Below are 17,775 nucleotides of genomic sequence, written 5' to 3' on the forward strand. Positions count from 1 at the left end.
AATCGGGTATCGAGACTGATTGGTCAGGTACAAGAGCGAAAACTGTCTTGAGGCTCGCCGCCGTCGGTCGACTCCACACTCTCGATGGCACCCACTGGCCACTCCAGCACGACCAATAACGATCTCACTAGTTCGCAAACTGTCGACCGCGTTGTCGTTTGTAACACCGTCAGTGGCAGCGCGGACCACGGCGCGGCGGTACGGTCGCTAGCGGCCGACTACGGCTTTACGGTTCGCGAAACCCAGCATCCGGGCCACGACGCGACGCTGGCGGCCGCGGCCGCTGAAGCGGGCGCGACGCTCGTTGTCGCTGCCGGTGGGGACGGCACGCTCAACCAGGTCATTCGTGGAATCGAGGCCGTCGACGCACTCGACCGTGTCACCGTCGGCGTCGTCCCCTGCGGAACGGGCAACAACTTCGCCCACAACATCGGCATTACCGACATCGACCATGCTTTCGCCGTTCTCGACAAGGGAGAGCGCCGCTGGGTCGACCTCGCATTCGCCAACAGTCGCCCATTTGTCAACTCCTGTGTCGGCGGACTGACCGCCGAGGCGAGCGCGGCGACGAGTTCGGCACTCAAACGCCGCTTTGGAGCCACAGCGTATCTGATCTCGACGCTTCGGACGGTTCGGAGCTTCGAGAGCCTCCGTGTCGACGTCTCGATGTACGACCCGCCGGATCGAACGCCGGTCTGGACGGGAAACGCCGTTGGGGTGCTTGTGGGCAACGGTCGACGGTTTCCACCAAGTGGCAGCGAGCAAGGCCATATGGAGGACGGGCGCTTCGACGTGACGCTCGTGACCGATACCGGCGCGGTCGGCTTGTTGCAAACGGCTGCAGCCGAACGACTGTTTAATCAGAAGACGCCGTGGACCAATCGGTACACCGTCTCGGCGGTCGACATCACTGTGCCGGACGACGAGCCAGTAGCGTTCAGTCTCGATGGCGAAATAATCCGCTGTCAGCGATTTGCGCTCCGAATCAAGCCACGGTCACTGTGCATCGCCGTCGGCGAGACGTACGAGCCGATACCGTAACCTGCTTGCGTGATCGCTGTATTGTACCACACATGAATCCGGACCAGTGGCGAACGTATCTCGTCTCCCAGGAGTCGCTCTCGGCGGGTCGATCGACCCTCGAAATCGTCGAGCAAGCCATCGAGGGAGGTATCGACGCGGTCCAACTCCGCGAGAAGGGAACCGGCGCTCGCTCGCGCTACGATCTCGGCATCGAACTCCGCGAGTTGACCGCCGAGTCGGGCGTCGACCTGATCGTCAACGACCGGGTCGACATTGCCAACGCCATCGGTGCCGACGGCGTCCACCTCGGCCAGTCGGATCTCCCCATTTCGGTGGCCCGCGAGCAACTGGGCGACGAGGCGATTATCGGTGCCTCCGTGTCGACAGTCTCGGAGGCCAGACTTGCAGCGATCACCGGCGCGGACTATCTCGGCGTTGGTGCGATCTACGGGACGACCTCGAAACCCGAAGCCCCGACCGCCGACGACGGACTCGGACTCGACGAACTCGCCAAGATCATCCAGACGGTAAAGATTCCAGTTGTCGCAATCGGTGGGATAACTGCTGAGAATGCGGCGGCAACGATCCAGGCCGGTGCGAGTTCGGTCGCCGTCATCAGTGCGATCACCGCTGCCGACGATCCGGCGGCCGCCGCCCGCGAACTTCGAGCAGCAGTCGACGCCGAGGCCGTCGACGCTGTGGAGGCCAACGATGACTAGTGAACCCCAGCTGTCGAGAGATGCGCTGTCCGAGTCGCTGTCGCGTATCCGCGAGGTCGAACCGCTGATCCAGCACCTCACCAACGAGGTGACGAAAAACGATCTCGCACAGATCACACTCCACTGGGGCGCTCTGCCGGTGATGTCCGACGCGCCCGACGAGGCACCCGAAATGGTGCAACTGGCTGGCGGGCTCTTGCTCAACACAGGCCGGATGAGCGAGACGAACATCGAGGCACTCCACAACGCGGGCCGTGCGGCCAACGAACTCGGCGTTCCGGTCGTCCTGGATCCGGTCGGCGTCGGGGCGACACCCACCCGAACCGAGGTCGTCGAGAGCCTGCTTTCCGAAGTTGATTTTACGGCGATCAAAGGCAACTACGGCGAGATCAGCGCGCTGGCGGGAGCCGAGGCCGAAGTCAAGGGCGTCGAGTCGGTCGGCGACTACGACAAGATCGACGCCACGGCGATGGCACTCGCGGATGCGACCGACGCCGTTGTCGTCGCCTCGGGTGTAACCGACATCGTGGCAAATGCTGCGACTGCCTACCGCGTCGACTCCGGCCACGAGATGATGGGCGAGGTCGTCGGGACGGGCTGTATGCTCGGCAGCACGATTGCAACTTTTAGCGGTAGCCTCACCGACCCACTGACCGCCGGGCTCCACGCCACGCTCGCGTTCGGGCTCGTCGGCGAACGTGCCGCAGAGCTCGACCGCAACGGCCCGGCCAGCTATCGGGTCAACTTCCTCGATTCCGTCTGGAACTTCACCCCGGAAGTGGCTCGTGAAATGGCTGTCGACCCAGCCGAGCGATTCACGCGAGTCGAACGCAGTATATAAAGAAGTGGCTCAGACGTGGTCGACGTCCGCCGGCGATAGCGGTTCGCCGATAGCCGCGGCCGCGCGGTCGACCGAGTCTACAGGTTGTCGCCTCCGGGAGCGACGCTTCCTGTCTTCAACGAGTGTTCGGTAGTAGTCGTCGGCGTCATTCATGGGGAATCACGTGCCTGTGGCACTCAATACCATATTCGCTGGCAGACTCAATAAAACGATGGACCCGATCGGAGTCGTGACTGTTTTTCCTTGTAGTCGGTCTCTACCGCGTCGACCGTTTCCAGGTTTTTAGATCGACACGCTCGCCGTCGATCTCGGCTGGGTCGGCCTCGGTGGCCACCCACTGGTACATCGGGGCGATGTCGCTCGGATCGCGGGCTTTCTGGATGCCAGTGAGGTCGGTCGCGACGAGACCGGGGTCGACGACGCAAACGGGCTGCTCAAGGTCGGCCCCAAAGCCACGGGCCAGCCCCTCGACAGCGGCTTTCGAGACGGCATACACACCCATTCCGGGCTTTGCGGTGTGGGCGATACTCCCTGACGGAATCAGAACACGACCTTCGGGTGCGAGAGATGGCACGACGTATTTGACGGTTGAAAACACCCCTCGTACGTTCGTCTCCATCGTGTCGTAATAGACGCTGTCGGACTCCTCGTCGAGCGGCATCTCGCCGGGCGTGCCGTGATTGACTGCGGCATTCGCGATGAGAACGTCGACCTCGCCGCCGCGATCGACCGCGTGGTCGACCAATTTTCTGATGTCACTGGTATCTCGAACATCCGCACGAATTCCGGAGACTCGCTCACTACCGATCGCGTTGTTCAATCGAGTAACGGTACGGTTGACGCCCGCGAGGTCCCGGCCACAGAGCACGACCTGCGCGCCAGCCGCGGCGAACTGCTCGGCGACTGCGCGTCCAATACCACGAGTCCCACCAGTGATCAGTACCGTCTGGTCATCCATGCGTCGACATTGGCCGGATCGACCCTAAAACTACGGCGGCCCCTCGGGGCTGAAGTCCGTTCTTTTATACGTACGTCCGGCCTATTTGACGTATAAATGGTCACCGTCTCGAACGAGGACAGCGACAGACACGGCGGCGACGAAGGACGGTATGTCGGCGATCTCTCGGCAGTCCAAGGCGAGGATATCGTCGTCATCGGCAGCGGCTTCGGTGGCTTGTCGACGGCGTGTTATCTCGCCGACGCGGGCGCGAACGTGACCGTCGTCGAGAAAAACGAGCAACTGGGCGGCCGCGCGAGCCGCCTCGAAGTCGACGGCTTCACCTTCGATATGGGCCCCTCGTGGTATCTGATGCCCGATGTCTTCGAGCGATTTTTCGGTCACTTCGGCAAACGACCGGAGGACTACTATTCACTGTCGCGGCTCGATCCCCACTATCGAATTTTCTTCAAAGACGGCGACCAGGTCGATCTGCTTCCCGACGTGGAGGCCAACAAAGAACTGTTCGAGAGCTACGAACCCGGCGCGGGCGAGGCTCTCGGCCGATACCTCGATAAATCCCAGTACACCTACGAGGTCGGCATGGAACATTTCGTCTACACCGACCGTCCTCGACTCCGTGACTACATTGACCTCGACGTGCTGCGCTACTCGTGGGGCCTGTCCCTGCTCGGCAAAATGCAAGGCCACGTCGAGGGCTACTTCGAGCACCCAAAGCTCCAGCAGATCATGCAGTACACGCTCGTCTTTTTGGGTGGGGCACCCACGAACACGCCCGCGCTCTACAACCTGATGAGCCACGTCGACTTCAACATGGGTGTCTACTACCCCGACGGCGGGATGGGGAGTGTAGTCGACGGCATCGTCGAACTCGCCGAGGAGTTGGGCGTCGACTTTGTCACCGACCAACCCGTAACCGAAATCGCCGGACGAAAGGGAGCCTTTGCCGTCCGCACGGCCCACGGCGAGGAGTACCTGTGCGACCGTGTGGTCTCGAACGCTGACTACGCCCACACCGAACAGGAGCTCTTGCCGCCCGAAAAACGCCAGTACAGCGCCGACTACTGGGACTCCCGAACCTACGCACCCTCTGCGTTCTTGTTGTATCTGGGCGTCGAAGGTGACGTCGACGAACTGGCCCACCATACGCTCGTCCTCCCCACGAATTGGAGCGACCACTTCGAGACGATCTTTGACGATCCCGCGTGGCCCGACGATCCGGCCTACTACCTCTGTGTCCCCTCGAAAACCGACGACAGTGTCGCCCCGAAGGGCCACAGCAACCTCTTCGCGCTCGTACCCATCGCCGCTGGACTCGACGACTCCCCCGAGTTACGCGAGACCTACCGCGATCTGGTGCTCGACGATATCGCCGAGAATACCGGCGTCGACCTTCGGGACCGAATCGTCGCCGAAGAGGTATTCTGTGTCGACGATTTTTCCGACCGCTACAACTCGATGCAGGGCACTGCGCTCGGGATGGCCCACACGCTCCGCCAAACGTCGCTGTTCCGTCCCTCCAGGAAATCCTCGAAAGTAGACGGTCTCTACTTTACGGGGTCGTACACCACGCCCGGTATTGGCGTCCCGATGTGTCTGATTAGTGGGCAACTAACGGCCGACGCGATGGGAGAGTGATGTCGACCGTGACCGCTGGCTCAGACAGTATCGGACTGGCCGACCGCCTCGGCTACCTGCTGGTGCTCTCGCGACCACGGTTCTGGTTCTATCTCGCTGGCCCGATTGTGGTCGGCGTTGCAGTTGGTGCCAACACGGTCGACGAACTGTTCTTGCCGACCAGCCTCGCGCTTTTCGCCTACTTCCTGCTTCCCGCCAACGTCCTGCTGTACGGGGTCAACGACATCTTCGACGCCGAAGTCGACACCGAGAACCCGAAAAAAGACAACAAGGAAGTCCGATGGCAGGGCGACCGGCTGGTGACTGCGGCAGTGGTCGTCTGTGGTCTGCTCGGCGTTGGAACGATTGCCATGACACCACCGTCAGCATGGCCGTGGCTCGTCGGCTTTCTGCTGCTCGCCGTCGAGTACAGCGCACCGCCGCTGCGGTTCAAAACAACGCCGTTTCTGGACTCAATCTCGAACGGCCTTTATATACTACCAGGGATCGCCGCCTACGTGGTGGTCGCGGGTCGACAGCCGCCTGTTCTCGCCGTCGCCGGGGCGTGGCTCTGGACGATGGGCATGCACACGTTTTCGGCGATTCCGGACATCGAACCGGATCGAGCCGCGGGGATTCGGACGACAGCGACCGCCCTCGGCGACCGCCAGACCTACGGCTACGTCGCGGGCTGTTGGCTCGCGGCGGCGCTCGCGTTCGGACTGGTCGACCTTCGACTCGGCGCACTGCTGGCGGTCTACCCGTGTTTTGTCGCCTGGGTTGCAGTCGGATCGGTCGCGGTAGGGCGTGCCTACTGGTGGTTTCCTGCACTCAACACCGCGGTCGGGACGCTGATTACGCTCGGCGCGCTGTGGGAACTCGTTCCCGTCTGGGAGGTGCTTCCGTGAGCGAGTCCGTGACAGAAACCGAACCGAGCCAACACACCAGGATTCGAGAAGCAGATAGCCTGCAGTCTGCGCTCTCGGGACTTCCACGAACGATGCCCGATACCGTCGCCTGGCTGGACGCGTTCGTCGACGGCAACCGGTTTACGATCGCCGTCTTCTTCCCACTGGTCGGTGCGGTCATGCTGCTGGGAAGCGCCGAAGGCTGGTCGTTCATTCCGGAACTGCTTCGGTTCAATCCGCCACTGATCCTGTTCGGGACGGTCGTGATGTCCGCACCACTGTTCGTTGGCGTGCTGCCAGCGGTCGACCGGCGGGCGTTCGCTGGGCTGGGCCTCGTCGTCGGCTACACCTACCTGATCGAGTATCTGGGCGTGTCGACCGGGTGGCCCTACGGCGCGTTCGAGTACGGAATCAGCCTCGGGCCGATGATCGGCGAGATCCCGGCTGCCCTGCCCGTCTTTTTCCTTCCGATCGTGATGAACGCCTACGTGCTGTCGCTGTTGTCGCTCGGCGAGCGCGTCGACTCGCGGCTGGTTCGACTCGCGGTCGTGATTCCCGCTGTCGTGGCGATGGACGTGGTGCTCGATCCGGCGGCGGTTGGGTTGGGGTTTTGGCAGTACGACGACGGTGGCGTGTTCTACGGCGTGCCGCTGTCGAACTTCGCGGGATGGGTGTTGAGCGCGACTGTCGCGGTCGGAGTGTTCGATGCGACGTTCGACCGAGCGGTTCTCCAGGTCCGACTTGACCAGTGTGCGTTCATGCTCGACGACGTCGTGAGTTTCGTCATTCTCTGGGGCGGCATTAACGTCTGGTTCGGCAACTGGCTGGCTGTCGCGGTCGCAGTCGGCTTCGGTGTGGTGATTCTTCGGGCCAAACGGTTCGACACCGGCCTGCTACGGCCGTCGGCGGGGATCTATCTCCCACGAGTCGACGACCGGTGAGTTCGGTCACGAACGCGAACAGTAATGTGGACCCTCAGCGTCGGTATGGTATGGACGAAGAGGTACCGCCCGGTCGACCCTGTCCGATCTGTGGGGCGTCGATGAACCACCGCCACTGCAAGTACGTCTGTCCGACTCACGGCGTGGTCTACGACTGCTCGGATACGTTCTACTGACGGGTTGAATTCTACACAAACGTCAGTGGTACGTCCTTCATGTACGAACTGTTATGTCGATTGCGTGCATATATACGCTATATGCTGTGCCGCCGGAATCGGCCGACGAGACGACCTACGGCTCTCGGAGAGCCATGGTAGGAGACGAACAGATCGCCCGGAGTAAAGCGATTCAACAGCGCACCGGAAAAACGTTCCACGTCGCCACTCAACTGTTGCCAAAACGGATCAGGGAACCGACCTACGTGTTATACGCGTTTTTCCGTGTCGCTGACGAGGTAGTCGACGATGCGGGCGAGAGCTCGCCAGCCGAACAACGCGCCGAGCTCGAACGGATCCGAGCCGCTGCACTGGGCGAGCGTGACACGGACGACCCTGTGCTGGCGGCGTTCGCCGAGCTTCGCGAAACCCACGACATCGACGATGCGGATGTCGACACGTTCATCGACGCGATGGTTTCGGACATCGAAACCGACCGCTACGAAACGTACGCCGAACTCGAAGCCTACATGGATGGATCGGCCTCGGCGGTCGGCCGGATGATGACCGCGGTGATGGAACCGGAGAACCCATCGCAGGCGCTCACCCACGCGACCGCGCTCGGAGAGGCGTTCCAGCTGACGAACTTCCTTCGGGACGTTCGAGAGGACATTGTCGAGCGCGACCGGATCTACCTGCCGCAGTCGACGCTCGAACGCCACGGTGTGACCGAAGACCAGCTGATGAACTTCGAGATGGACGCGAAGATGGCCGCCGTGATGGAAGACGAACTGAGCCGGGCCGAAGGGCTGTATCACACCGGCGTCGCTGGCATCAAGTATCTCCCCGAAGACTGCCAGCTCGCGGTGCTGCTTTCGGCCGTGCTCTACGTCGACCACCACCGACTTATTCGCAACCGCGAGTACGACGTGCTCTCGGAGACGCCCCAACTCAGTGCCGCACGCAAATTCGCGCTCCTGGCGCGCACTCGGTGGCAGTGGATCTGGAACAAAGAGCCCGAAGCCGTGTTTCGAAACATCACCGCGGGCGAAGGTCGCGGCGGAATGATCACCCGTGGGGCGGAGTTAGTCGACAGGCTACCGGTTCGGTAGTGTACAGTAGTCACTGCCTACTCGATGTCTCGGTAAGCTATTTATAACCAGCTCAGAGAATCCGTTTTCCGAGCGCGCTCGCAGCGAGTTCCGTCGCGAGTTCGGCCGTTTCGTTGTACTGATCCAGCGTCGGATTGACCTCAACGAGATCCAGCGACCGGACGGTCGTGTTCGCAGCGACCTGTTCCATCGCCGAGTGGGCTTCACGGTAGGTGACGCCGCCGCGAACTGGCGTGCCGACACCTGGGGCCTCGGTCGGATCGAGCCAGTCGAGATCGAGACTCACGTGGATACTGTCGACGCCGTCGGTCGCGACCTCGATGGCGTCTTCGACGACGGCCGTACACCCGCGGCTGTCGATCTCCGACATGGTGAACACCGTGAGATCGCGCGCTTCGATCAGCTGCTTTTCGGCCGCATCGAGGCTCCGAAGCCCGACCAGTGCGACGTTCTCTTCGCGGAGGTTCGGCGCTCTCGCCCACGGGTGGTCGGCGAACTCGTCGATACCGAGAATCGCCGCCAACGGCATGCCGTGAATGTTGCCCGATGTCGACGTCGACGGTGTGTTCAGATCCGCGTGTGCGTCGAACCAGATTGCCCCAAGCGGCCCCGCGGTCGACGATCCACTCACTGAGCCGATCGCAACCGAGTGATCGCCGCCGAGAACCACCGGAAGCTCGTCGGCCGAGAGGGCTGATTCGACGGTTTCAGAGAGCTGTCGGCAGACGGCTTTGGTTTGCTCGAAGAAGTTGGTGCCTCCTGGGCGAACCGACCGTGTTTTGCGGTCACACTCTTCGGCGTGCGGGGCTCGAATATCGCCCGCGTCGACGGTCTCGACACCGGCAGATCCGAGCTGGTCGGCCAGTCCAGCGTACCGAATCGCCGACGGCCCCATGTCGACGCCGCGTCTGTTCGCCCCGTAGTCGGTTGGTGCACCGATAACACGTACCGTTCGAGCCATATCGTCCTCGTTGGACGGAGACTATTTATCAGTGGGGGCAACTCACCCCGTCCAAACCGCTCGGTACCAGATTTCGGTCTCGCAAGCCATCGGGATGTTCTCGATAGCTCGGCTGTCCGAACTCACCCAGTACAAACGCGGGTGCAACGAGTGAACACCCCTGTTCTACGGCATGTTTGGCACCGAATTGTTACTAGTTTTCCATCGGATTTATGAACGATCCGCTCTTAGCAGTTCATATGTCATCAATCGAACTCACACCGAGTCAGAAAACGATCCTGACTGCGCTGACGAACATCCATCGCCAAACCGAAGACGCCGTCAAAGGCGAAGACATCGCCGAAGAAGTAAACCGTAATCCAGGAACGATTCGCAACCAAATGCAGAGTCTCAAAGCCCTCCAGCTCGTCGAAGGGGTTCCGGGCCCGAAAGGCGGTTATAAACCGACCGCCAATGCGTACGAGGCGCTTGACGTCGACGAGATGGACGATGCAGCATCCGTTCCGCTGTTCCACAACGACGAGGTCGTCGAGAACGCAAACGTCGAAAGCATCGATCTTTCGAGCGTCCACCACCCCGAACTCTGTCGAGCCGAGATCCACCTCCAAGGCTCCGTACGAAACTTCCACGAGGGTGACGAAGTCATTGTGGGCCCGACGCCGCTGTCGAAGCTCCGTATCACCGGCACGCTCGATGCGAAAGACGACACGAACAACATTCTCATTCTGCAGATCGACGATATGCTCGCGCCCGCCGAAGAGCCAGCCCACTAGTCGACCCGCTCAGCTCGCTTCTTTGGTAACTCGCAAACAGAGCGTCGCAACGCGAAAAACTACCGAATGTGTCTATTCCCCGCTTCTACATGTCGCTCCACGCGCTCGCGGCGCGCTTGACCGACGTGATGTCCGCGATCCAGTTGCAGGCGATCCCCTTTTTCAAGGCTTTGGCAGCCGGACCGCCGAACGTGTTGATCGGAACACCCATCACGTCGTGGGCAACCGCCTCGTCGCCAACCGAAATGACTGTTCCCTTGTCTTTGTGCTTCCAGGATTTCAGTGGTGCACCGCGAACAGCGCGGGCGAGGTTCTCGCCTGCGACCTCGGCGGCCGTCCAGGCTGCCTGGGCAGTCGGCGGGGCGACGTCGTCGTTGCCCTGATCGACGAGGGCAGCGTCACCGATCGCGAACACGCGCTCGTCACTCGTCTGGAAGTCCGACTCGGCAAACACGCGGTTCGACCGCTCGTCTTTGTCGACATCTGCGTCGGCGATCTCTCGTTGACCGGTAATACCGCCGGTCCAGATCAGCACGTCGTAGTCGAGTTCGCTGTCTTCGCCGAGATAGACCGTCTCCTCGTCGACTTCCGAGATGAACTCGCCGGTGAGAATCTCGATATCGCGGTCGAGCAGGCGTTTTCTGAGTGCGCCCTGGACCTCGGGGTCCTGGCCGGGAAAGACCTCGTCGAGGCCTTCGACCAGTTTGATGTCGAGCGGCGCGCGGTGGAGGTCGCGGTACTCGGCGATCTCGCCTGCGGTCTGGATTCCCGACAGTCCGGCTCCGCCGACGAGAATCTGGGCGGGCTCGCTTTGGGTCGCTTCCTGGGCGGCGCTCCGAATCGCTTCGTGAATCCCACGGGCGTCGTCGAGGCTCTTGAGCGTGTGGGAGTACTCTTCGAGGCCGTCGATGCCGTAGAAGGCGGTTGCGCTGCCGAGGCCGACCAGTAGGTAGTCGTACTCGACGTCCTCGCCGTCGCGGAGCTCGATCGTCCGCTCGTCGGTGTCGACACCGGTCACCCGGTCGCGAATGAAGTTCGTCTCCGGCGATTTGATCTCGTCGACCGGGATGGCGACCTTCGATTCGACCTGCGGCTTGCGGATCACACGGTGCGTTTCGTGAAGAACGAGATGGTAGTCGTGCTCCGAAATCCAGGTGAGCTCGGCTTCTCCCGACTCGATCTCGTTTTCGAACGATTTCACCGTTCCAGCACCAGCATAGCCGGCACCGACAACGACGACATGAGCTGTCATGTGTAGATGTCCAACGGCATCGGATAAATCGGCTTTGAAACCGCAGGCAGACGTACGTGTCGACGGTTGTGAGCGAACACGCCGCAAAGTGGCGGTAAATGGCTGTTAGGTAGGGTTTGGCTCAATCGAGAGACAGCCCCGCATGCCAGTAGCTCACACCTGCCTCGCGTTTGCGACGGTCCATCCGGGCCAACAGGGCGACCGCGAGGCTCGCGGTTTCCGACGCCCGTGAATCTCCGTCGGTTCGGAACTCGCCAGTCTGTCGGTTGGCGTACACCGCACACACTGCACCGGCACGAAGCCCGTAGAGGCCAGCCAGTGTCAGGATCGTCGCGGCCTCCATTTCGATGTTCAGTATATTGGCACTGCACAGGCTGTCGACCAGTTCGGCACTCCCCGGCGCTTGGTAGCCGCCGAAGCCAGCGCGGCCCTGTCCCGCGTAGAAGCTGTCGGCACTCATCGTGCGGCCAACGTGATAGTCATAGCCTAATCGCTCGGCGGCAGCAATCAAGGCGCTGACGACTTCGTGGTCGGCCACGGCCGGGTACGTTGGGTCGACGTACTCCTCGCTGGTACCCTCTTGGCGCATGGCTCCCGAGGTGATAACGAGATCACCGACCTCGATCTCGGGCTGGATGGCCCCACACGACCCGACCCGGATAAACGTCTCGCAGCCAACGCGCGCGAGTTCTTCGAGCGCAATCGCCGCCGAGGGCCCGCCAATACCCGTCGACGTCGCCGAGATCGGGGTTTGCTTATAAAGACCGGTCGCGGTGCGATACTCGCGGTGGCTCGCGACCGTGGTGGCTTCGTCCCAGCGATCGGTGATCGTCTCGATCCGGTCGGGGTTGCCCGGCAAGAGGACGCTGTCGGCGACATCCGCACTCGTCACCTCGAGGTGGTACTGACGGTCGGCGTTCGGATCCTCGCTATCTCCCGGAACCGCGGTGTGTCGATCAGTCGCGCCTCCGGAAGCCACCGACTCGTCGACGTCGCTTGGCCGTGTCATTGGCGATTGGCCCTTCGGTCGGCGTCAGCGAGCGTCTGGGCCGAAATCGTGTTCGGCAACAGTTCGCCCAGGCTGTAGGTCTCGACGCTCTCGCCGAGATCACAGACGATTTCGAGCGACTCGCTCGCGAACTCGGTGAGCGTCTGTCGACACATCCCGCAGGGTGTCACCCCATCACGGGCCGACGACGAAACGGCCAGTCGGTCGAACTCGGTGTGGCCCGTTTTGATCGCTTCGGCGATCGCGACCTCCTCGGCGTGCAGGCTGTTCGAGTAGTTGGCGTTCTCGATGTTACAGCCGACGAACACGCTCCCGTCGGCGGTTCGCAGCGCGGCACCGACACGGTACTCGGAGTACGGCGCGTAGGAGTTCTCACTCGCGGTTCGCGCCCGCTTTATCAATGGGTCGACGGTCATACTGTATGGGTGGTCCGACCAAGTATATAACTCCGGGCACGAACGAAAAGGATGTACGGCCAGCCGTGTAAGCGTGGGTGATGACTGACGAAGCCGCACAGCCGGGCGTCACGGGACTCGGTCGACGGATTCTCATTGGACTCGGCGGGGGCGTCATTCTTCTGGGCGGTCTACTCGGCTTTATTGTGGGTGCCAACGGCGGCGAGGAGCTCACCGAACTTAGCGTGTTCGGCGTTCTTACGGTTCCGCTCACACCCGGCGCGATGGCCGTCTACGGGATGGTTGTCGTTGCGATTGCAGTGACGTGTCTCTACGGGGCGGTCTCGCTGGCCTCTCGGTACGATACGCACTCTCGGTAAGAGACACCCACAGGAGCATGGAGAACCGTTTTTGCGTCTCGGTCTCCTACCATCCGTATGGAAACCCGGACTGGCGACGACGCCGACGACTCGTCGACCGACCAGCCATCTCGCGAGGAGATACTGGACAGCGAAATCCTCGATTCCGGACGCAAGCGCAAGCGAGCGGCGCTCTACTCGCTGCCGTTTTTACTGCTGGGGCTCGCTAACGTCGTGCTCATTCTCGGGTGGGGACTCGAACCGCTGTGGGCGTTTCTCCTCTTACCGCCGATCCTGTTCTGTACGGCGCTTACCTACATCGTTTTCAGTACCGACTTTCTCGAAGGCCGTGAAGGGGTGTAGAGAGCCAGTAGTCATCTCTTACCGCTGAGAGGAAGCCAGTAGCCACTGCCTACCGTCCCGTATCGTACTTATATGTCGCCGCATTGGGGTCGATTCCGAAATCTTCGGCCGTCTCTGCCGGTTCGGTCGACTCCTCGTCCGACGTCGCGGTTTTAAACGCCTCGCGGAGCCTGTCTGGCATCTCGAAGCCGTCGACACCGACAGCAAGGGCAACGACCTCCTCGGAGACCTTGTCGCGTTTGCGGTTGAGTCGGGCCGCAAGCTGGTCGGGGAGCGTTTCGGGTTCGATCCGACGAAAGCCGAACTGGGTGAGATACTCGACTTGATCCGAAAGGACGTAGACGGTCTTGAACCCCTCGTCACCGGCTTCAGCGATCAATCGCTCGACGACGTGCGCGCCGACGCCCTGACCACGCCACTCGCTGAGCGTACCGATACCGGTGAGTTCACAACAGTCGGGTTCGCCGGAGTGTACCCGAAGTCGACCGAACCCAACTCGCGTGTTAGTCGCTTCGTCGACCGCCAGCACGTAGTCACGCGATCGAAACGCTTCGGCATCGATGCCCATCGAATCGATCTGTTCTAACAACCAGACCTCGTCTCGGTTTTTAGCATCGCGGACGTACATACTGACAGCTACGTGCCGGGTTAGTAAATCTCCCACGGGCACCTGAACACCGCACAGTTCTACCACACAGCGGTCGACAGCCAGCAAACAGTGAGGGACCGCCCTCCCAAGCAGTCCCCTTGCAGTGACAGAGATATGCGATCCCCTAAACGATCATGCCCGGTCTCTGTCGAGAAAATAGTTGGATTCTTTCTATGAAAAACAGTATAGTAACCCGAAAAATAACTACGCAGTTGCGTGGTCGAGTTCAGGATGGCTGAGCGAGATATCGCCGAGAGACGTGGGTCCAATCCGTCTATCCCTGCGGATTACGGAGAATACCTCTACGAATAGCCACACGATGGTACTTGTAGCTGGAGGCAGACATGATGGTATGAACCGACGGACGTTCCTGCTGACTGCTGCTGGGTCGACCGGGTCGTTCGCCGTGGGGGGTTGTCTCGGCGTCAACGAGCGACTTTCTGATGGTGAAGACGGTCTACAGGAGTACGACCTGCCGGATCACAGTGCATGGCTGCCCGCCGAAAGCTACGACTCGGAGGGAGTTGTTGTGATGCACGTTGGGCTTCCGAAGCTCCGAGCGGTACAGCAGGCCACCCAGGATGGTCCACTTGATACCGATCAGCCGCTATTGCGGCTTCCGCAGTACAGTATCGAAACTGTTCTCGATGCGGTCGAAACCATCGAGAGCTATCCGTTCGCGCCGGCGCTTCGCGAGGCAACCAACACCGCCGTGAGTGCCGACTCTACTGACGGGAGCACCACGGGGGGTACGGTCGTCGACTCGCTCAACGAGAGCGACAGTGGAGCACTCGAAAACGACTCAGTAACAAACGATACGACCGGCAACGATACAACCGACGACGAAACAACCCGCAACGATACGACTGACGACGAAGCGACCAGCAACGATACGGATGGTGGTATACTAACGGGCAACGAGTCGACCGACTCAGAAAATCAGACCCCGCCGATCGACAACGCGATCGGTGAGCTCTCTGCAGTCACACTCAGTGACGAAGTCGTGATCTTCCACGGCGAGTACGACCAACAAATACTCGCCGACACTGTCTCCGCGTCGTTTCAGCGAGTCGACCAGCCAAGCGGACTCGATATCTACGAACAACGCGTCGACTCGGGCTTGGCGTTCGCCGTCTCCGAAACGCAACTCCTGGTTCCGCTTGAAGACGAGAGCCGGTCGACGGCGGCCGAATCGGTTCTCGCCCACACTCTGAGCGGCTATCTCTCGATGGCCGACCGTGTAATCGACGACGAGGATGGCGAGTGGCTGTTCGAGTCGACTGGCGCGGAGACGCTCGCGATCGGTGTGTGGGGAACCGAAACGCCAGCCGATCGCCTTCGCGGCGCTGTAAGCTCAGGTGATGGCCCGTCCAACGACGATCCCGTCTTTGAGGTAGTCGATTCGTTCGTGAGTGTTCTCGACGTACCTGTCGACGAAAACGGGACGGTCACGGCTCTCGAAGCCCGACTGGCCGGACTCTCTTCGGAGTCGGAACTCTCCGAAGAGGATCTGCAAAACACGCTGACCAGTGGGTCGACCTCCGAAGACATCTCAGTCGAAGAGTCGCGACTCGCCGTACGTGCCCAGTTCGAGACCGAGTGACCGATCGCAGGCGGCGAGAAAGACCACGAGTCATGAAATCATCAACGGTGGGTAACGAACAAGGTCTGTTCTGTCGAAACCCCTTTGTAGGTTTAGACTAATCTATTTTTTAGATGAGTCTAATTCGTATGCGGAACAGCGTGCTCGAACGGGGTGAGCACCAAAATGCTGACTGAGATAGTCGACATTTTCCTCGGCTCGGTTCGTGACGGCTATCTCCAGGTTAGTGCGTTCGTCGCCGTGACCATCCTCGTGTTTAGCTACATCCAGTACAAAACACGTGGTGCACTCACCGAGAAACTTGACGAGAACGGCCGGTTCCAGCCACTCGTTGGCGCACTCATGGGGTTAACGCCCGGTTGTGGTGGCGCGCTCGTGATGATGCCGCTGTATATCAGGGGGACGGTGAGCTTCGGGACTGTTGTGGCCACGCTCATTGCCACCGCGGGGGACTCAGCGTTCGTCATCCTCGCGCTCGCACCCGAGGCCGCGCTCTACTCCTACGGGATCGCCTTTGGGACCGCGGTCGTCTTCGGCTACGCAGTCGACCGGTTCGGACTCGGTGTCGGCCGCGTCGACCGCGCGGTGAGCAAACTCAGCCGGCCGGTCACCGATGGGGGCGATACGGTCAGCGTTATTGGCCGAAGTTCGAACCCGGCCCACGAGTACGAAGGGCCAACACCGGGCCACTCCCACGAAAGCGGCCCCGATAGACACTCGCGGCTGCTGACGCCGCTGAGCCACGCCGTTCACTTCGTCTGGTGGATTGCAGCCATCGCGGCGTTCGTCCTCGGGACGATCTATCTGCTCGGTGGCGCACAGGATCAGGCGCTCGTTGTCGACACCTCGTTTGCGGGGCTGTTTACCGTCGTCGGCATCACCGGCACGTCGCTGTCGATCTACCTCTACTTCGTCGGTCGACACTACATCGGTGAGGGCCATGTCGGACGGGCCAAAGACACGTTTTCGAGCCTCTACGAGACGTTTCAGCACGCCGCGATGGAGACGAGTTTCGTCACGGTCTGGGTGGTGGCGGCGTATCTACTCTACGAGTACCCGGTCGCGCTGTTCAGTTTCGATATCGCTGCTGTTGCGGCCGCCGCGGGCGTTCTCGCGCCCATAGGGGGCGCCCTACTCGGGATCATCCCCGGCTGTGGGCCACAGATCGTGTTGGCGAGCGCCTACACGCAGGGCGGGATTCCGTTTTCGGCGCTCACAGCCAACGCGATCAGCCAGGACGGCGACGCGCTGTTCCCGTTGATCGCTATCGATAAGAAGGCCGCCATCATCGCCAGCATTTATACGACGATCCCCGCACTGATCGTCGGCATCGGCCTCCATCTCCTCTGGGGGCCGCTGTTCGGATTTGGCGTGCTCGGCTCCTGAGTCGTCGTTACCTCATCCGTCGACTACGCTTTGTATCCGGCAATCGGTTTATCCGTCGGGTTCGTCGACGCTCACACCAGTAAACTCGAATCTCGCCCCGCCGGTTTCGCCATCGGTAATCTCGACCGACCAGTTGTGTGCGTGGGCGATCTCACGGACGATGTTCAGCCCGAATCCGGTGCCTGATCGGTTGGTGGTGTAGCCGGCTTCGAACACCTCTTGTCGTCGGTCTTGGGGAATCCCCGGCCCATCGTCCTCGAAAAAAAAGCCGCCGTTGAGCCAGCCGACCGTGATCGAGACGCCCCTAGCAATGGAGTCGACGCTGTCAGCGTTTTCAGTGTTCGTCGACCCATGTTCGACGCTATTTCGGATCAGGTTCTCAAACAGGTGTCGACACCGGCTTTCGTCGGCCTCGATCGGAATCGACGACGCAACAGACAGCGAGGCATCGGCGGTTTCGACCTGCTCCCAACACTCGGAAACCAGCGCCGAGAGATCGATCAGTTCGGTCGCCTCGACCGATTTACCGTGCCGTGCGAGTGTGAGCACGTCTTCGATGATGGTTTCCATCCGCTCGAGGTTTCGTTCGACGACCGCCGCGTGCTCGTTGTCGACCATTTCGATCTGCTCTGTTGAATAGATGCTGAGTCACGGTTACAGCGGTTCACACAGTGGTTCTATGTTGATGATGGCGAACATCAGGACAATTTCACGGAACTGCCGATACCAGCCCAGCGCTCGCACGGCGTCG

The 17,775-nt window shown here is 61.1% G+C and carries 21 protein-coding genes and 1 pseudogene; 13 read left to right on the plus strand and 9 right to left on the minus strand.

Annotation, left to right across the window (positions count from 1 at the left end):
• Positions 1 to 84: 84 nt before the first annotated feature.
• Genes O2S87_RS06460 through thiM form a run of 3 tightly spaced genes read left to right on the plus strand, consistent with a single transcriptional unit; the run spans position 85 to position 2,583 of the window.
• Complete coding sequence (locus tag O2S87_RS06460; RefSeq protein WP_475407980.1) at positions 85 to 1,041, plus strand: diacylglycerol/lipid kinase family protein; 957 nt, start codon at positions 85 to 87, stop codon at positions 1,039 to 1,041.
• Positions 1,042 to 1,073: 32 nt separating this feature from the next.
• Complete coding sequence (gene thiE, locus O2S87_RS06465) at positions 1,074 to 1,742, plus strand: thiamine phosphate synthase (RefSeq protein WP_475407981.1); 669 nt, start codon at positions 1,074 to 1,076, stop codon at positions 1,740 to 1,742.
• On the plus strand, positions 1,735 to 2,583 hold the full coding sequence (thiM, locus tag O2S87_RS06470; protein ID WP_475407982.1) for a hydroxyethylthiazole kinase: 849 nt from the start codon (positions 1,735 to 1,737) through the stop codon (positions 2,581 to 2,583). The genes thiE and thiM overlap by 8 nt, the downstream gene beginning before the upstream one ends.
• Positions 2,584 to 2,592: 9 nt before the next feature.
• Here the strand turns inward: thiM and O2S87_RS06475 are convergent, their stop codons facing one another.
• Positions 2,593 to 2,736: a hypothetical protein gene (locus O2S87_RS06475; RefSeq protein ID WP_475407983.1), complete on the minus strand. Its 144-nt coding sequence runs from the start codon at positions 2,734 to 2,736 to the stop codon at positions 2,593 to 2,595.
• Between the two features lie 103 nt (positions 2,737 to 2,839).
• Positions 2,840 to 3,541: an SDR family NAD(P)-dependent oxidoreductase gene (locus tag O2S87_RS06480; protein ID WP_475407984.1), complete on the minus strand. Its 702-nt coding sequence runs from the start codon at positions 3,539 to 3,541 to the stop codon at positions 2,840 to 2,842.
• 96 nt (positions 3,542 to 3,637) lie between these two features.
• Between O2S87_RS06480 and O2S87_RS06485 the strand changes: the two genes are divergently transcribed.
• The 5 genes from O2S87_RS06485 (at position 3,638) to O2S87_RS06505 (ending at position 8,274) form a co-directional block, all read left to right on the plus strand.
• Positions 3,638 to 5,179, plus strand: a complete 1,542-nt coding sequence (locus tag O2S87_RS06485; RefSeq protein ID WP_475407985.1) for a phytoene desaturase family protein — start codon at positions 3,638 to 3,640, stop codon at positions 5,177 to 5,179.
• Entirely contained in the window at positions 5,179 to 6,066 is an 888-nt protein-coding gene (locus O2S87_RS06490; RefSeq protein WP_475407986.1) for a prenyltransferase, read from the plus strand. The genes O2S87_RS06485 and O2S87_RS06490 overlap by 1 nt, the downstream gene beginning before the upstream one ends.
• Before the next feature lie 92 nt (positions 6,067 to 6,158).
• Positions 6,159 to 7,007 (plus strand): bisanhydrobacterioruberin hydratase, encoded by an 849-nt coding sequence (gene cruF / locus O2S87_RS06495; RefSeq protein ID WP_475408000.1) that lies wholly within the window; start codon positions 6,159 to 6,161, stop codon positions 7,005 to 7,007.
• Positions 7,008 to 7,057: 50 nt separating this feature from the next.
• Positions 7,058 to 7,183: an HVO_2523 family zinc finger protein gene (locus O2S87_RS06500; protein ID WP_475407987.1), complete on the plus strand. Its 126-nt coding sequence runs from the start codon at positions 7,058 to 7,060 to the stop codon at positions 7,181 to 7,183.
• Positions 7,184 to 7,317: 134 nt separating this feature from the next.
• Positions 7,318 to 8,274, plus strand: a complete 957-nt coding sequence (locus O2S87_RS06505; RefSeq protein ID WP_475408001.1) for a phytoene/squalene synthase family protein — start codon at positions 7,318 to 7,320, stop codon at positions 8,272 to 8,274.
• Positions 8,275 to 8,326: 52 nt separating this feature from the next.
• Here the strand turns inward: O2S87_RS06505 and rocF are convergent, their stop codons facing one another.
• Positions 8,327 to 9,235: an arginase gene (rocF, locus tag O2S87_RS06510; protein ID WP_475407988.1), complete on the minus strand. Its 909-nt coding sequence runs from the start codon at positions 9,233 to 9,235 to the stop codon at positions 8,327 to 8,329.
• 239 nt (positions 9,236 to 9,474) lie between these two features.
• On the opposite strand from rocF, the gene O2S87_RS06515 reads away from it, so the two are divergent.
• Positions 9,475 to 10,008 carry an Rrf2 family transcriptional regulator gene (locus O2S87_RS06515; protein ID WP_475407989.1) on the plus strand — a complete coding sequence of 178 codons (534 nt, stop codon included), beginning with the start codon at positions 9,475 to 9,477 and terminating at the stop codon, positions 10,006 to 10,008.
• An 85-nt stretch (positions 10,009 to 10,093) separates the two neighbouring features.
• Here O2S87_RS06515 and O2S87_RS06520 read toward each other — a convergent pair whose 3' ends face one another.
• The 3 genes from O2S87_RS06520 to cdd form a co-directional block, all read right to left on the minus strand.
• Complete coding sequence (locus O2S87_RS06520) at positions 10,094 to 11,260, minus strand: NAD(P)/FAD-dependent oxidoreductase (RefSeq protein ID WP_475407990.1); 1,167 nt, start codon at positions 11,258 to 11,260, stop codon at positions 10,094 to 10,096.
• Positions 11,261 to 11,381: 121 nt separating this feature from the next.
• Positions 11,382 to 12,269: a nucleoside phosphorylase gene (locus tag O2S87_RS06525; RefSeq protein WP_475407991.1), complete on the minus strand. Its 888-nt coding sequence runs from the start codon at positions 12,267 to 12,269 to the stop codon at positions 11,382 to 11,384.
• Positions 12,266 to 12,784 (minus strand): cytidine deaminase, encoded by a 519-nt coding sequence (cdd, locus tag O2S87_RS06530; RefSeq protein WP_475407992.1) that lies wholly within the window; start codon positions 12,782 to 12,784, stop codon positions 12,266 to 12,268. The genes O2S87_RS06525 and cdd overlap by 4 nt, the downstream gene beginning before the upstream one ends.
• On the opposite strand from cdd, the gene O2S87_RS06535 reads away from it, so the two are divergent.
• Together O2S87_RS06535 and O2S87_RS06540 are read left to right on the plus strand one after the other, a co-directional pair.
• A complete protein-coding gene (locus O2S87_RS06535) occupies positions 12,766 to 13,044 on the plus strand; it encodes a DUF7520 family protein (protein ID WP_475407993.1) in 279 nt (92 codons plus the stop codon). The genes cdd and O2S87_RS06535 overlap by 19 nt on opposite strands.
• Positions 13,045 to 13,101: 57 nt before the next feature.
• Positions 13,102 to 13,386: a DUF8142 family protein gene (locus tag O2S87_RS06540; RefSeq protein WP_475407994.1), complete on the plus strand. Its 285-nt coding sequence runs from the start codon at positions 13,102 to 13,104 to the stop codon at positions 13,384 to 13,386.
• 49 nt (positions 13,387 to 13,435) lie between these two features.
• Here O2S87_RS06540 and O2S87_RS06545 read toward each other — a convergent pair whose 3' ends face one another.
• Complete coding sequence (locus O2S87_RS06545) at positions 13,436 to 14,014, minus strand: GNAT family N-acetyltransferase (protein WP_475407995.1); 579 nt, start codon at positions 14,012 to 14,014, stop codon at positions 13,436 to 13,438.
• Between the two features lie 373 nt (positions 14,015 to 14,387).
• Between O2S87_RS06545 and O2S87_RS06550 the strand changes: the two genes are divergently transcribed.
• Together O2S87_RS06550 and O2S87_RS06555 are read left to right on the plus strand one after the other, a co-directional pair.
• A complete protein-coding gene (locus tag O2S87_RS06550; RefSeq protein WP_475407996.1) occupies positions 14,388 to 15,638 on the plus strand; it encodes a hypothetical protein in 1,251 nt (416 codons plus the stop codon).
• Positions 15,639 to 15,806: 168 nt separating this feature from the next.
• A complete protein-coding gene (locus tag O2S87_RS06555) occupies positions 15,807 to 17,024 on the plus strand; it encodes a putative manganese transporter (RefSeq protein WP_475408002.1) in 1,218 nt (405 codons plus the stop codon).
• A gap of 48 nt (positions 17,025 to 17,072) precedes the next feature.
• On the opposite strand, the gene O2S87_RS06560 is transcribed toward O2S87_RS06555, so the two are convergent.
• Both O2S87_RS06560 and O2S87_RS06565 read right to left on the minus strand, forming a co-directional pair.
• Complete coding sequence (locus O2S87_RS06560) at positions 17,073 to 17,642, minus strand: sensor histidine kinase (RefSeq protein ID WP_475407997.1); 570 nt, start codon at positions 17,640 to 17,642, stop codon at positions 17,073 to 17,075.
• Positions 17,643 to 17,678: 36 nt separating this feature from the next.
• Positions 17,679 to 17,775 (minus strand): annotated as a pseudogene (locus tag O2S87_RS06565) (IS5/IS1182 family transposase); the annotation flags it as partial.

The sequence above is a fragment of the Halohasta sp. A2 genome, from assembly GCF_056175805.1.